General features: G+C 70.0%; 13 protein-coding genes. 4 read left to right on the top strand and 9 right to left on the bottom strand.

Features of this window, described 5'->3' with window-relative positions; all coding sequences use genetic code 11:
* The first annotated feature begins 102 nt into the window (after positions 1-102).
* A complete protein-coding gene (locus ACT3SP_RS14005) occupies positions 103-900 on the top strand; it encodes a sugar phosphate isomerase/epimerase family protein (protein ID WP_444587917.1) in 798 nt (265 codons plus the stop codon).
* A 79-nt stretch (positions 901-979) separates the two neighbouring features.
* Here ACT3SP_RS14005 and ACT3SP_RS14000 read toward each other — a convergent pair whose 3' ends face one another.
* The 9 genes from ACT3SP_RS14000 to ACT3SP_RS13960 form a co-directional block, all read right to left on the bottom strand.
* Positions 980-1540, bottom strand: a complete 561-nt coding sequence (locus ACT3SP_RS14000; RefSeq protein ID WP_444587916.1) for a phosphotransferase-like protein — start codon at positions 1538-1540, stop codon at positions 980-982.
* A 237-nt stretch (positions 1541-1777) separates the two neighbouring features.
* The gene (locus ACT3SP_RS13995) at positions 1778-2659 is read right to left on the bottom strand and encodes an NAD(P)-dependent oxidoreductase (protein ID WP_444587915.1); all 882 of its coding nucleotides are present in this window, start codon (positions 2657-2659) and stop codon (positions 1778-1780) included.
* 119 nt (positions 2660-2778) lie between these two features.
* Entirely contained in the window at positions 2779-4137 is a 1359-nt protein-coding gene (locus tag ACT3SP_RS13990; RefSeq protein ID WP_444587914.1) for an NAD(P)H-dependent oxidoreductase, read from the bottom strand.
* Between the two features lie 82 nt (positions 4138-4219).
* A complete protein-coding gene (locus ACT3SP_RS13985; protein ID WP_444587913.1) occupies positions 4220-5080 on the bottom strand; it encodes an NAD(P)-dependent oxidoreductase in 861 nt (286 codons plus the stop codon).
* Entirely contained in the window at positions 5077-6096 is a 1020-nt protein-coding gene (locus ACT3SP_RS13980) for a TRAP transporter substrate-binding protein (RefSeq protein WP_444587912.1), read from the bottom strand. Before ACT3SP_RS13980 ends, ACT3SP_RS13985 begins: the two co-directional genes overlap by 4 nt.
* A 61-nt stretch (positions 6097-6157) precedes the next feature.
* Positions 6158-7471 (bottom strand): TRAP transporter large permease, encoded by a 1314-nt coding sequence (locus ACT3SP_RS13975; protein ID WP_444587911.1) that lies wholly within the window; start codon positions 7469-7471, stop codon positions 6158-6160.
* Positions 7472-7492: 21 nt separating this feature from the next.
* Positions 7493-8011 carry a TRAP transporter small permease gene (locus tag ACT3SP_RS13970; protein ID WP_444587910.1) on the bottom strand — a complete coding sequence of 173 codons (519 nt, stop codon included), beginning with the start codon at positions 8009-8011 and terminating at the stop codon, positions 7493-7495.
* A gap of 25 nt (positions 8012-8036) precedes the next feature.
* A complete protein-coding gene (locus tag ACT3SP_RS13965; protein ID WP_444587909.1) occupies positions 8037-8810 on the bottom strand; it encodes an SDR family NAD(P)-dependent oxidoreductase in 774 nt (257 codons plus the stop codon).
* Positions 8811-8849: 39 nt separating this feature from the next.
* Positions 8850-9677: a sugar phosphate isomerase/epimerase family protein gene (locus ACT3SP_RS13960; protein WP_444587908.1), complete on the bottom strand. Its 828-nt coding sequence runs from the start codon at positions 9675-9677 to the stop codon at positions 8850-8852.
* A gap of 120 nt (positions 9678-9797) precedes the next feature.
* Between ACT3SP_RS13960 and ACT3SP_RS13955 the strand changes: the two genes are divergently transcribed.
* From ACT3SP_RS13955 to ACT3SP_RS13945, 3 genes are all read left to right on the top strand, one after another.
* A complete protein-coding gene (locus ACT3SP_RS13955) occupies positions 9798-10469 on the top strand; it encodes a GntR family transcriptional regulator (RefSeq protein WP_444587907.1) in 672 nt (223 codons plus the stop codon).
* Positions 10470-10871: 402 nt separating this feature from the next.
* Positions 10872-11630, top strand: coding sequence for a sugar isomerase domain-containing protein (locus tag ACT3SP_RS13950; protein ID WP_444587906.1), 759 nt, complete (start codon positions 10872-10874; stop codon positions 11628-11630).
* Positions 11631-11634: 4 nt separating this feature from the next.
* Positions 11635-12936 carry a hypothetical protein gene (locus ACT3SP_RS13945; RefSeq protein WP_444587905.1) on the top strand — a complete coding sequence of 434 codons (1302 nt, stop codon included), beginning with the start codon at positions 11635-11637 and terminating at the stop codon, positions 12934-12936.
* The last annotated feature ends 70 nt before the right edge of the window (positions 12937-13006 follow it).

The raw sequence follows: 13006 nt of genomic DNA, 5'->3' as shown, positions 1-13006 counted from the left end.
GGGCTGCATGCTCGCTCAGAATTGTTCCTTGCGTCGGAGCGACCTGGATACCATACTTACTAACCTAAGGTAAGTTGGATGGTGGATGGAGAGAGGAGCACCATGCCGTCGAAGGGTCTCGCGCTGTATGCGGTGCGACAGGAGCTCGCGCTCGACCCGGATCGCACGCTCGAGAAGGTCGCCGAGATCGGCTTCGCCGGCGTGGAGCCCTTCGGGCTCGGCGACCCGTCGCTGTACCGCGGGGACCGGCTCACGAGAGCCACGATGCTCCGGCGCAGCATCGACCGCGCGGGCATGACGGTGAGCTCCGCGCACACCAGGTTCCCGCTGCCCTCGGAGATGGACTGGCTCCTCGAGGAGCTGGCCCTCGTCGGGGTGCCCGTCGCCATCGCCAGCATCCCCGAGCACGTCCTCGGGTTCGGCCGTGACGTCCTCACCTCCCCGAGCGGGGTGCAGCGGTTCGCGGACCACTTCGGGCACCTCGCCGAGAGGGCCGCGGAGCACGGAGTCAGGGTCGGCTATCACAACCATTGGTGGGACTGGCCGGAGCTGCCCGACGGCACGCACGGCTACGACCGGTTCGTCGAGGCCCTCGATCCGTCGATCGTCGTGGAGCTCGACCTCTACTGGGCGCACACCGCCGGCCGGGCGGTCCCCCAGCTGCTGGAGCGGCTCGGTGATCAGGTGCGGCTCGTGCACTTCAAGGACGGGCCCGGCCTGTCGGAGGATCCGCTCGCGGACCAGGTGCCCCTGGGATACGGCAGCGCGGATCTCGACGGCGCCGTCTCCGCTCTGCCCGAACAGCTCGAGTGGGCCCTGGTCGAGCTCGACCGGACCTCACTGGACCCGTTCCAGGTGGTCTCCGAGGGGTACGACTGGCTGGCGGCGCGCGGCCTCTGACCCCTCGGGAGCCCGGCGGTGCGCCAGTGATCGGTCCATGGGACGGCGGCTCGGCGGGCGGTGGCCGCGGCGCCCCTGCTCACGAAATCTCGCCGTATCGTCCCTCCGCCGCGACGACAGGAAGCGCGAAGTGCTGCGCGATCGCCAGAGCGGACTCCTGCGCGCTGCTGTGCTCGGTGTCGATCTCGAGATCGACCGGCGGCTGCTCGACCTCCCCCGGCTCCTGCCGCAGGCGGCGAAGCGTCGAGACGTCATGGAGCTTCTCGAACTCGGCCCGGTCGGGGTTCTCGATGCGCCGTTCCTGCTCCGCCTCCCCCACCGCCAGCCTCACGAAGTGCACGGTCCCGCTGTGGCGCTGGACCGCCTCCACCGCCAGCGCCGGGAAGCCGCTGCGGACCGTCGATTCAGGAGCGAAGGTGAAGATCACGGAGCGGCCGGTTCGGGCCGCCTCCTCGAAGGCGGCGAGCCAGAACTGCTCGCGCAGGCGCACGAAGGGGTCGCTGCCGAAGGGGAAGACGGTGGTGAGGGTGTCCACGACGAGGTGGTTGTGGAACACCGGATAGCCGACGATCTCGGCGAGCGCCCGCGCCGTGGTGAGCTTGCCGGCCGCCGCAGGTCCGTGGAGGAAGATCAGTCGCATGGCCACATGGTGGGTCAGCAGGGCATGGGGTGCAAGAGGGTCTCCGACGGGGGCGGACCGTCCTTCAACCCTCCAGCAGCCCTTCCGGCCCTTCCACCTCCACCAGCGGATCGTCCAGTTCCACAGCGCCGGCCCCGCCCGTCGATCACGAACGTGCGGATCACCGGGAGCAGGGTGTCGGCTCTGTGATCGCGGAACCGTCAGGATCCGCGCCCTCGTCTCCGGCGCGGCCTCGCCTCAGCGCTCGAGGAAGATCTCCTGCACCGCGGCATGGTCCTCCTGGCCGTGGCCCTGCTCGACCGTGGCCTCGAACAGCTCGCGCAGCACCGGGATCATCCGAGCCGGCAGTCCCACGGCGTCGGCCGCCTCGGTGGCGTACAGCAGGTCCTTGACCTGGTTGTCCGCGGAGCCGCCCAGCGGATAGTCGCGCGAGCGGAGGTTCTCCTGCTTCTGGGTGAGCACCTCGCTGCCGGCCAGGCCGCCCTGGAGCAGGGCGACCAGCGCATCGATGTCCAGCCCGCTGCGGCGGGCGAGCGCGAGGGCCTCGCCGAGGGAGGCGAGGGTGCCGGCGACGACGATCTGGTTGCACAGCTTGGCGGTCGCGCCGCTGCCCAGTGGGCCCAGGTGCAGCACCGTGGAGCCGATGGTCTCGAGCACGCCACGCACCGCGTCGACGTCCTCCTCCGCTCCCCCGACCATGATCGCCAGGGTCCCTGCCCGGGCCCCTGCGACTCCTCCCGAGACGGGGGCGTCGACCACGCGGATCCCGTCGGCGGCGAGATCTTCCGCGAGGGCGCGCACCTTCTCCGGCCCGGTGGTGGACAGCACCACCAGCCGAGCCCCGGCCCGCGACCAGGCCTGCCGCACCTCGGGGGTGAGGAGCGCGCTGAGATGGTGGACGTCCGGCAGGACGGACAGGATCACGGGCGCTGCCGCCTCGGCGAGCGTCCCGGGCCGCCGCGCACCGGCGGCGACGAGATCGTCCCCGCGGCTCGGGGTGCGGTTCCAGACCGTCACCTCTCGACCGGAGGCGAGCAGGTTCGTCGCGATCGGGTGACCCATCGGGCCGAGGCCGACGACGGCGACTGCTGCTTCTTCTGCGACTGCCGGATGCTGCACGGGGGTCTCCTTCATGAGATCGATGCGGGCCACGGCTGTCCGCGCCGCAGCAGATGAGGAGGCGGGCGCTGCCGATGCGAGGCCCGGCAGCGCCCCACCCCGTCGTGGAGGCTCGGGCCTCAGACGGTCGCGGACTCGGCGGCCTTCTCCATCAGGGCAACGGTTGCGCGGCGCATCTCCAGCACGGTCCCCATTCCGTCGACCATCTCGACGTCGTCCCAGGTGACGACCTCGCCCGCGGCGACGTCACGGATCAGCGGGACGCTGTGGGCGAGTGCGACGGGAAGAGCGCCGCGCGCGACCGAGGTCTCGGCGGAGATCAGCTTGCCGTACACGCAGAAGCCGCCCTCGCCGTCGAGCACCTCCCCGGCGGTGAGGTCCTTCTTCGCGGTCGCGACGACGTCGGCATAGAAGCCGACCGGGCTGCCGGTCGCCACCCCGCGGAGCACGGCGTTGGCGATCGAGATGCCGAGCTCGAGGCCGACGTAGTGGTACGGACGGTACAGCGCGGCATAGCGCCCGGTGGCGTCCGGGTGCCAGGGGTACTCGGTGAAGCATCCCGAGACGTAGTCGTTCGTCGCCTCCACCACCACGAACACGCCTTCCTGGGTGTTGTGGTCGATCCACTCGCCCTCCCGGGTCACCGAGCTCATCACGTCCACCGACCCGTTGTGCGCGAGCACGCCGCCATCAGCTGCGGGACGGCAGATCGACGCGATCTGCTCCACGTCGCCCGGGGTGAAGGTCAGACCCTCGTCGGAGGGGAACAGCGAGGCCGCGTTCGCGACGGCCGCCATCTCGATCGCGGCCTTCGTGCCGTCCCGGAACGAGGTGTGCATGTACGGGTTCAGCTGACCGGAGTCGGTGAGCTCCTTGGAGAACTCCCAGTTCTCCCACACGTTGTCCGGATTCATCTGGTGGTAGTGCGGGAGGTACTTCGCTCCCTTCCCGGCGGCGGTGACCGTGAACCCGGAGGTGCGGGCCCAGTCCACGAGCTCCCAGATCAGTGCCGGCTGGTCACCGTAGGCGAGGGAGTACACGAGACCCGCCTTCTTCGCCTCCGCCGCGAGGGCGGGGCCGCACAGGGCATCGGCCTCGACGGTCACCATGATGATGTGCTTGCCGCCGCGGATCGCGCGCAGGGCATGGTCGGTGCCGACGATCGGATTGCCGGTCGCCTCGACGATGATGTCGAGGTCCGCGTCCAGCAGCTCACCCGCGTCGGGGACGACCACGGTCGAGCCGTGGGCGAGGGCGTCCTCCACGCTCGAGGCGATGGCATCGGCCGGCCAGTCCACGAGCTCCAGGGCGCCCTCGGCACGCTGGGTGTTGATGTCGGCGATGCCGACGACGTGCATGCCGGGGGTGTTGCGCACCTGGGAGAGGAACATGGTCCCGAAGCGCCCCGCGCCGATGAGGCCGATCCTGATCGGGTCTCCGGCGTCCTGGCGGCCCTGGAGGAGTTCGTGCAGATTCATGGTGGTGTCCTTTCAGACGAGAAGGTGTTCGGGGGTGTCGGGGACGGTCGGGCTGGCGCTCGCGCGCTGCGAGCGCTCACGGTCAGGGCGGGGAGTCGAGGACTGCGAAGATCTGGGAGTCGTCGGCGGATCCCGCCCCGCGCCGATGGGCGTCCACGAAGTGACCGCGCGCGGCGGCGAGCACCGGGGTCGGTGCGTCGACGCGCTCGGCGGCCGTCTGCACCAGATGAGAGTCCTTGACGAAGACGTCCACCGAGGAGTTGACGGTCTCCGGCGGGGTGAGCATGCGAGGGCCGCGGTCCGCGAGCATCCAGGAAGCGGCGCCACCGCGGCCGAGCAGATCGAGCACCCGCTGCTGGTCGAGGCCCAGCCGGCCGGCGAGGACCAGCGCTTCGGCGGCCGCGGCGAGGTGGATCGAGCACAGGTGCTGGTTGACCATCTTCATCATCTGGCCATCGCCGATCCGACCTCCGACCACCTCCGGGGTGCCGAGAGCGCGGAGCACAGGCTGTGCCGCGGCGATGTCCTCGTCGGCCCCGCCGACGAACAGGACCAGCGTGCCCGCCGTCGCTCCGGCGACCCCACCGGTCACCGGCGCGTCGACCGCCCGGGCCCCGATCGTCCGCAGCCGCTCGGTCTGCTCGAGGACGGCGTCGGTGCCGAGGGTGCCCGAGAGGATCCATGTCGCTTCGGTCGACCCGGCACGGAGAGCATCGTCGACCACCGAGCTCAGCTGCTCCGGAGTCGCGACCATGACCAGGACGGCCGCGCTCGGCGGGGCCTGCGCGAGGGAGCCCACGGTGGCGAGGTCAGCGGCGTCGGCCCGGCGCTGCGTCGAGGTCTCGACGCCGACGACCTCGAGGCCGGCGGCCGCCAGGCCCCGCGCCATGGGCAGGCCCATCGCGCCGAGCCCGACGACCACCGCGTCGACGGATCGGCTCACGCCTGGCCCCGGATCTGCTCGACCCAGGTGGCGACCTGGTCCGGCAGCTCATCGATGATCGGGGCGACCTTCTCGACCCACTGCTCGCGGTCCTCGAGCTCGACGAAGACCATGCCTTCGTCCTCGAGCGTGGTGCGGTACTCCTCGAGGCTGGTGACGGTGCGCTCGGTGTAGGTCCGGCCCACCTCGTCGGCCGCCTCCCGGATGATCTGCTGATCCTCGTCCGAGAAGTCCGCGAGGGTCTCGCCCCACATGAGGAAGTGGTAGTTGGCGTACATGTGCTGGGTGAGGGTGCAGTGGGTCTGCACCTCGTAGAGCGCATTGAAGGTCGCGACGTCCAGCGGATTCTCCTGGCCGTCGATGACTCCCTGCTCGAGGGCGGAGTACACCTCGTCCCAGGGCATCGCCTCGGCACGTGCGCCGAGCATCTGCCAGGTGTCCACCATGGTCTGCGTGGACGGCGTACGGATGGTGAGTCCCCTGAGCGCGTCCAACGTCGCCACTTCGGAATTCACCGTGAGGTTGCGTGCGCCGCGGAACATGTTGCCCAGCAGCTCGAAGCCGGTCTCCTCGGTCAGCGCGGTCTTGATCTCGGTCCCCAGCTCCCCCTCCCAGACTCCGAAGAACTGCTCGTCGGACTCGTAGAGGAACGGTGCGGTCTCCACCGCAGCGAGGTCGGTGTACGCCTCGAGCGCGAGGATCGATTCGATGACCAGGTGCGTCGTGCCGAGCTGGAGGCCCTCGATCATCTGCTCCCAGGAGCCGAGGGTGGAGTTGGCGTGGATCTCGACGGTGATCCTGCCGTCCGTGCGCTCCTCGACGATCTCCTTGATCTGCTCGGAGCCCAGCTGGCGGGGATCCGTCTCGGAGCCTGCGTGGCCGAGCACGAGCGTGTTCGTGCCGCCGCCGTCGCCGTCGCTGCCGCCGTCGGGCCGGAGGCTCGAACACCCCGCGAGACCGAGGGTGGCGGCTCCGAGCGCGGCCATACCGGTGAGTGACTGCCTGCGTGTGATCATCGTCGAACACTCCTCTGTGGTGGTGGTGCAGGGTGCGCCGGGCGGGTGCCCGTCGCGGGGGTCAGAAGGCGATGCCCGGCAGCCAGGTGGTCAGCACGGGCACGAAGGTGAGCAGCATCAGGACGGCGAGTCCTGCGATCAGGAACGGCCAGATGCCCCGGACGCCCTCGAACATGTCGATCTCGGCGATCTCCGAGGCGAGCATCAGGTTCAGGCCGACGGGAGGGGTCACGAGGCCCAGGCCCATGTTCACGACGATCACGACGCCCAGGTGGAGCGGGTCGATGCCGAGCTCCATGGCGACCGGGAACAGGATCGGGATGAGGATGATGATCGCGGCGTTGGCCTCGATGAACATCCCGACGATCAGGAGCAGGACGTTGATCAGCAGGAGGATCACGATCGGACTCTGGGAGACCTCGATGAGCGCCCCGGCGATCGCCTGCGGCACTCCCCCCGAGGTGAGTGCCCAGGAGTACAGCTGCGCCGACGCCATGACGAGCAGGATCAGACCGATCAGGACGATCGAGTCCTTCATGGCCTCGACGATCTTGCCGGGCGTGAGCTCGCGGTACACGAGAGCACCGATGAGCACGGAGTAGGCGACGGCCATCGCGGCGGCCTCGGTGGGGGTGAAGATTCCTCCCCGGATGCCGACCAGGATCAGGACCGGCAGCAGCAGCGCGGGGATGGCCTGCAGGAAGGCAGGCAGGAGCGAAGGGATCTCTTCCTTCGGCGTGCGACCGATCTCCTTGGGATCCACCGTCGCAGTGGATTCCGCGTCGAAGCCGCGACGCCGGACCGTGAGCAGCACGGTGATCATCAGTGCCGCCATGTAGATGATCGCGGGGATGATGCCGGCGAAGAACAGCTGCCCGATCGAGGTCCCGGTGACCACGCCGTACAGGATCAGCGTGATGGACGGCGGCAGGATCGGCGCGATGATCGCCGAGGCCGCGGTCACGCCTGCCGCATAGGCGGCAGTGTAGTTGCGCTCCTTCATGGCGGGGATGAGGATCCGGCCCAGCGAGGAGACGTCGGCGACGGACGAGCCCGACAGACCGCCGAAGAACACCGACGAGAGGATGTTGGTGTGGGCGAGGCCGCCGGCGAGCCGGCCGACGATCGCGTCCGCGAGCCCGAGCAGCCGCTTGGAGATGCCGCCGACGTTCATCAGGCCACCGGCCAGGATGAACAGGGGGACGGCCAGGAGCGGGTAGGGGGTGATCCCGGCGACGATGCGCTGGGCACCGATCGCCAGGTTGTTGTTGGTCATCAGGTACAGCGTGGCCAGCGAGGCGCCGGCCAGTGCGAACCCGATGGGGATCCGGGCGAGGATTCCGCCGCCGAACGACCCCAGGAGCATTCCACCCATGTCAGCAGTCCCTTTCCCGGCTCAGAGCGCTTGCTCGACGGGGTCGACCTCGACAGTGGCGGGCGCGATGAATCGCCGCACGAGCACCTCGAGCTGGAAGATGAAGCTGAGCCCGAACCCGACGGGAACGGCGGCCATCTGCCATCCCGAGGAGATCCCGAGGCTCGAGAGCTTGCGCTGGGACGAGGTGGCGAGCATCTCGATCCCGTAGACGAAGAGCGCCAGGCAGATGAGCATCACGGCGACCGAGGCCAGCGTGAACATCAGCTTCTGCAGCGTCTCGGACCGCCCCCGCCAGATGTCCACCAGCATGTGTCGCCCGCTGCGGGTGCCCAGCGGGATCGCGAGCAACGCCGTCCAGACGAAGGCGGTCTGGGCGAGCTCGGGCGCCCAGGAGGTGGACTGGCTGGTCACGTAGCGGGCGAAGACCTGCCACACCACGGTGAGCACGATGACGGCGAGTGACACCACCGCGGCGAGCATCACCGCTCTCTCGACCGTGTCGAGGACCTTCTTCACCACGTTCGTCGCTGACTTCATGATGGTTCCTCCTTCTCCGGATCCGTCAGGCGATGTAGGCGCCGCCGTTGATGTTCTGGGTGGTGCCGGTGATGTACGAGGCGTCCTCGCTCGAGAGGAAGACGAACAGTGCGGCGATGTCCTCCGGCGTCGCCTGCCGGCCCAGGGGGATCGAAGCGGACAGCGCCGCCTCGCGCTCGTCATCGGTCGCGCCGGCACGGATGTCGGTGTCTGCTGCGCCGGGCGAGACGGAATTGCACGTGATCCCGTACGGAGCGAGCTCCCGGGCGATGGATCGCGTGAAACCGAGGACGGCAGCCTTCGCCGCGGAGTACGGGGTCTTCGAGAACACCCCTCCGCCCTGCTGCGCGGAGACGGAGGACATCGTCACCACCCGCCCGTACCCGTTCTCGATCATGTCGGGCACGAAGGCCCGCACGGTGAGGAAGGTGCCGGTCGAGTTGACCGCGAAGACTCGCTCCCACAGCTCCGGGGTGACCTCGAGGAAGGGGGTGGGGTCCGCGATGCCCGCGATGGTCGCGACTGCGCCCACGGGGGGCAGGTCCGAGGTCGTCACGGCGGCACGCAGGGCGGCCACGGAGCCGGCGGAGGTGACATCGACCTGCTGGGCGAGCACCGGGACGGCGGATTCCTCGGAGAGGACAGCGGCGGTGGACTCCGCGGCCGCCGGGTCGAGGTCCGCCACGACGACGGCCCATCCCTCACGGGCGTACCGCCGGGCGGTGGCCCGGCCGATGCCGCGCGGGGACCCCGCACCGGTCACGACTGCTGTGCGCTGGGTGGAGTGGGACAGGTCCATGGGTGTCATCCGATCGTCGGGAGGTCAGGATCGTCGGGGTCAGAGGTGGGAGGAGATGAGGCGCCCGGCGCGGGCCGCAGCGGCGGGACGCTCGGCGTCGGCGACATCAGCCGTCTCCAGCTCGAGCGAGAAGTCGCCCTGGTAACCGGCGGCGGTGAGCGCTGCGATGGCGGCGGCGAAGTCCACATCGCCGTTGCCCGGGGTCAGATGGATGTCGCCGCGGCGGGCATCGCGGATGTGGACGTGCGCGACCTCCGGAGCGAGCCGGTCGATCCATGTCAGCGGGTCGTCACCGGAGGCCACGACGTGACTGAGGTCCAGGACGGACCGCACGCCGCTTCCACGCAGCTCGCCGACGAGCTGCGCGGCGCCCTGGAGGTCATGGCAGAGCCGACCCGAGTGCTGGGACTCGACCCAGATCCGGACCTCGCGGGCTGCGGCGATCCGGGACGCACGACGCAGCTCGAGCGCGACGAGTCGGATGTCGGCCGCGATTTCGCGGATCGGAGCGTGCCCGGGAGAGCCGCAGGGGAGCACGATGGCCGGTGCGTCGACCTGCACCGCGAGGTCGAGGAGCTGCTCGAGATGCGCGTCCCGTGCACGTCGCCCCTCGGCATCGAGCGGCCGGTTGAGATCGCCGATGTCGGCGTTGATCGAGCGCACGGCCAGTCCTGACTCGCGAACGGTCGAGGCGACCTCTCGCACGGCGTCCGCCGTCAGCGCATAGGGCACGTGATCGCAGACTCCGGGCAGTGCACCGAGGTCGATTCCGGAGAATCCGAGGTCGGCGATCTGGCGGAGTGCGGCATCGAGATCGAGGCGGCGGAAGCTGATGGTCGAGCAGATGACGCGCTGGTGAAGAGGCAACTCTGTCTCCTTGCGGACGGCGATGTCCGAGCAACTGAGGTCGGTGCGGAGGACACTACGGGTCCTACTGTTCGACTGTCAACAGTTGCCAGAAGTGCGCTGCCGCGATTCAATACGCAGATGACGTCAACAGCCTCGCTCCCCTCACTCCAGACCCAGAACCTTCGGGAGCAGGCGCTCGTGGCATTGCGCGAGGCCATCGTCATGGGCTCCCTGAGCCCTGGAGCGCACCTCGCAGAGGTACGTCTCGCGAGCGATCTCGGCATCAGCCGGGGCACCCTTCGCGAGGCTCTGCGTCAGCTCCAGCAGGAAGGCCTCGCCGTGACGGACGGTCGCGGCAGGCTCCACGTGCGCTCGCTGGACGCGCGGATGATCCGCGATACGTTCCGGGTCCGCGCAGCCCTCGAGTCCCTCGCCGCCCGCACCATCGCCGAGCTCCCCGCCCCGGCGAAGGACAGCGCCCTCCGTTCACTCGAGAAGGCGCTGGAAGCGATGAGCGCGGCCGAGGACGAGTCGCTCCACGTGCGGCTGGAGGCCGACGTCGAGTTCCACCGCACCCTGTGCAGGGCCTCCGGGAACGAGCAGCTGCTCAAGACCTGGGAGCAGATCTCCGGCGTCGTGCGGATGTCGATCATGTTCGCGGGGGTCGAGAGGGCACGGCAGAACGTCGCCGTCGCTCGCCACCGCGAGGTCACCACCCTCCTCCGGGAGAGCCCTCGCGATCTCGAAGTCCGAATGACGGCGCACATCCTCGATGTCCTGGACGACTTCGACCTCGAGCTGGACGACTGACCGGACGCAGCACCGACGAGGTGACGCCAGCGCGGTGACGTCGGCGGGATGACCTCGTGACGGACCAGCCGTGAGCTGCCTTCGCGTGCGGGACCGCGGGCCACGAGCGCCGGCCGCGGGGTGGCGGGCGAGTGGCGCGGGGCGTGGGGTGGCGGGCGCGGGGAGGTGGCCGCGGCAGATGCGCGCTGCTCGTCTCGACTCCCTCGAGGCGGTGGTGCCCGACAGCCGGTCCTGCGCGGGAGGTGAGAGCGCCGCCGACCGGCGAGAACCGGAGTCCCGACAGCTCCTCGACCAGCGTGCACAGCTCCTGCCCCGCGCCGACCCGGCGCAACGCGACTCCTTGCACTGCAATCGTTTGCATGTCAGTGTCGTCACTCTCACCACCGAGAGGTATGGACGGCGATGTCTGCTGAGAATGGACGCGAGTACCTCGACAGGATCACCGCGCTGCAGCGCAGGATCCTGGAGGAGGAGCAGTCCGCTGTCGACGCCGCCGCCGGGGACGTCGCCGCGCAGATCCGCGCCGATCGGCTCGTGCACGTCTACGGCCCCGGAGGGCACTCGAACCTCGCCAGCCAGGAGGTCTTCTTCCGCGCAGGCGGGCTGATGCACGTCAGCGCGATCCTGGACGAAGGCACGCTGCTGTCCGGCGGCGCTCTGCGGTCGATGGCGATGGAGCGCACGCCCGGTTACGGGCGTCTCGTGGTCGACGATCTGCGTCTGGGAGAACAGGACATGCTGCTGCTGGTGAACGCCTACGGGATCAACACGGCGGTGATCGACGCGGCACTGCGCGCCCGGGAGCGCGGCGTGCACACGATCGGCGTCTCCTCGCGCGAGCACGCGCGGGGCACCGCGGCGGATCATCCCGCCCGTCACCCTTCGCGGGCGGACCTCCACGATGTCGTGGACCAGCACATCGACACGAAGGTGCCGATCGGAGACGCGATCATGGACGTCCCCGGGGTGCCGGAACGCACCGCGGCCGTGTCGACCTTCGCGAACGCGTTCACCCTGAACTGGCTGATGCTCTCGGTGATCGAGCTCCTCGCAGTGGACGGCGGCGAGATCCCGATGTGGCGCAGCGGGAACGCTCCCGGGGGCGACGATGCGAACGAACGGTTCCAGGACCGATTCCGAGATCGGGTGAAATGGCTGTGAGCCGATGATCCCCGTCGGAGTCGCCGGAGAGACCGTGGACGTTCCGGTCGGCACGCCCATGGCGGGGTATGCCGCGCGCACCGGACCCTCGACGGGAGTGCTCGAACGCCCCTCGGTGCTCGCCATCGCGCTGGGCGGGGTGGTGCTCATCGCCGCCGACGTCTGCGCCCTGCACGAGCAGACCTGCCGGGAGGTGCGAGCGATCGTGCTCGCGGAGGCACAGGGCCGTGTGGTCGAATGCATCCTGGCCGCGACGCACACGCACTCCGGCCCCTGCTGCGCTCGTGGGCGGCTCGGCCCGGACCTGCCCGTGATCGAGGCGGCTCTCGTGACGGCGGCGACCGAGGCCGCCCACCGCGCCTGTGCCGCGGCGGTCCCCTCGCGGCTCGAACTCGCCCAGGGGTACGGCACGGGCGTCGCCTGGGATCGCCGCGCGGGCCGGGAGATCGATCCGCCGATCACTCTTCTGACCGCCCGCGACAGCGACGGTCGTGCACATGCCCGACTGGTTCACTTCCCCTGTCATCCGGTCGTCATCGATGCCGCGCACCGCGAGATCTCCGGCGACTATCCGGCCCACCTGCGTGAAGCGCTCGACGTGGACGGCACTGCCACCGTCTTCGTCACGGGTTGCGCGGGAGAGGTGAACTCCGGCCATGCGGCCGAGTCCTCCTACGCTCCGGGAAGCGACGCCCGCACGCCTGCCACCGCACGGCGTGTCGGCCGCTCGCTCGCCCGCAGCGCACTCGCGGCCGAGACTCGGGACATCGAGGCGGACTCGGTGGTCTGCGCCGTCGTCACGGTGCAGCTCGACCTCGCCGTCGCGGGTCGCGAGGAGGTCGCCGCACAGCGATCGGTATGGCGTGCCGAGCTCGACGACGCGCCTCCGGGGGCACGGATGCTGCTGGAGGCATGGATCGGATGGGCGGATCGACGACTCGCCGGCCCGCCGCCCGCACCCACTTGGAGCGGTCGCGTCGGCGCGGTCCGCTGCGGCGACCTGCTGCTGCTCACGCTGCCCGGAGAACCGTTCCTGCGCACCGCGACGAGCCTGGAGGAACAGCTCGGGAAGCGGGCTGGGATCGTCCCCGGCACCGTGCTCGCCCTCGGCTATTGCGACGGTGTGCCCGGCTACTTCCCACCGCGCGAGGAGTACACTCCGGGCGGCTACGAGGTCACCGACGCCCACCGGTACTACGAGATGCCCGGCCCGTTCGCCCCCGGCAGCGCCGAGCGGCTCGAGGCAGCGGCGCTGTCGGCGGCGACGGAGGTCCTGGACGGCGCCAGGCTCGGGCGTCGAGCCTGAGCCGAGCATGACGCCACGGGACGGCGAAGCCGTCGGTCGTCCTGTACGGCCGGGCCGGCACGACGAGCGC

This window comes from Brachybacterium sp. AOP43-C2-M15, assembly GCF_052446295.1.
In the GTDB taxonomy this organism is placed as follows: domain Bacteria; phylum Actinomycetota; class Actinomycetes; order Actinomycetales; family Dermabacteraceae; genus Brachybacterium.
Note: the sequence above shows the minus strand (reverse complement) of the source record. Positions and strands in the feature narration are given on the sequence as shown.

Coding starts and splice junctions, on each gene's coding strand:
- ACT3SP_RS14005 (WP_444587917.1), top strand. CDS start 103: ATGCCGTCGAAGGGTCTCGCGCTGTATGCGGTGCGACAGGAGCTCGCG.
- ACT3SP_RS14000 (WP_444587916.1), bottom strand. CDS start 1,540: ATGCGACTGATCTTCCTCCACGGACCTGCGGCGGCCGGCAAGCTCACC.
- ACT3SP_RS13990 (WP_444587914.1), bottom strand. CDS start 4,137: ATGAATCTGCACGAACTCCTCCAGGGCCGCCAGGACGCCGGAGACCCG.
- ACT3SP_RS13980 (WP_444587912.1), bottom strand. CDS start 6,096: ATGATCACACGCAGGCAGTCACTCACCGGTATGGCCGCGCTCGGAGCC.
- ACT3SP_RS13975 (WP_444587911.1), bottom strand. CDS start 7,471: ATGGGTGGAATGCTCCTGGGGTCGTTCGGCGGCGGAATCCTCGCCCGG.
- ACT3SP_RS13970 (WP_444587910.1), bottom strand. CDS start 8,011: ATGAAGTCAGCGACGAACGTGGTGAAGAAGGTCCTCGACACGGTCGAG.
- ACT3SP_RS13965 (WP_444587909.1), bottom strand. CDS start 8,810: ATGGACCTGTCCCACTCCACCCAGCGCACAGCAGTCGTGACCGGTGCG.
- ACT3SP_RS13955 (WP_444587907.1), top strand. CDS start 9,798: ATGACGTCAACAGCCTCGCTCCCCTCACTCCAGACCCAGAACCTTCGG.
- ACT3SP_RS13950 (WP_444587906.1), top strand. CDS start 10,872: ATGTCTGCTGAGAATGGACGCGAGTACCTCGACAGGATCACCGCGCTG.
- ACT3SP_RS13945 (WP_444587905.1), top strand. CDS start 11,635: ATGATCCCCGTCGGAGTCGCCGGAGAGACCGTGGACGTTCCGGTCGGC.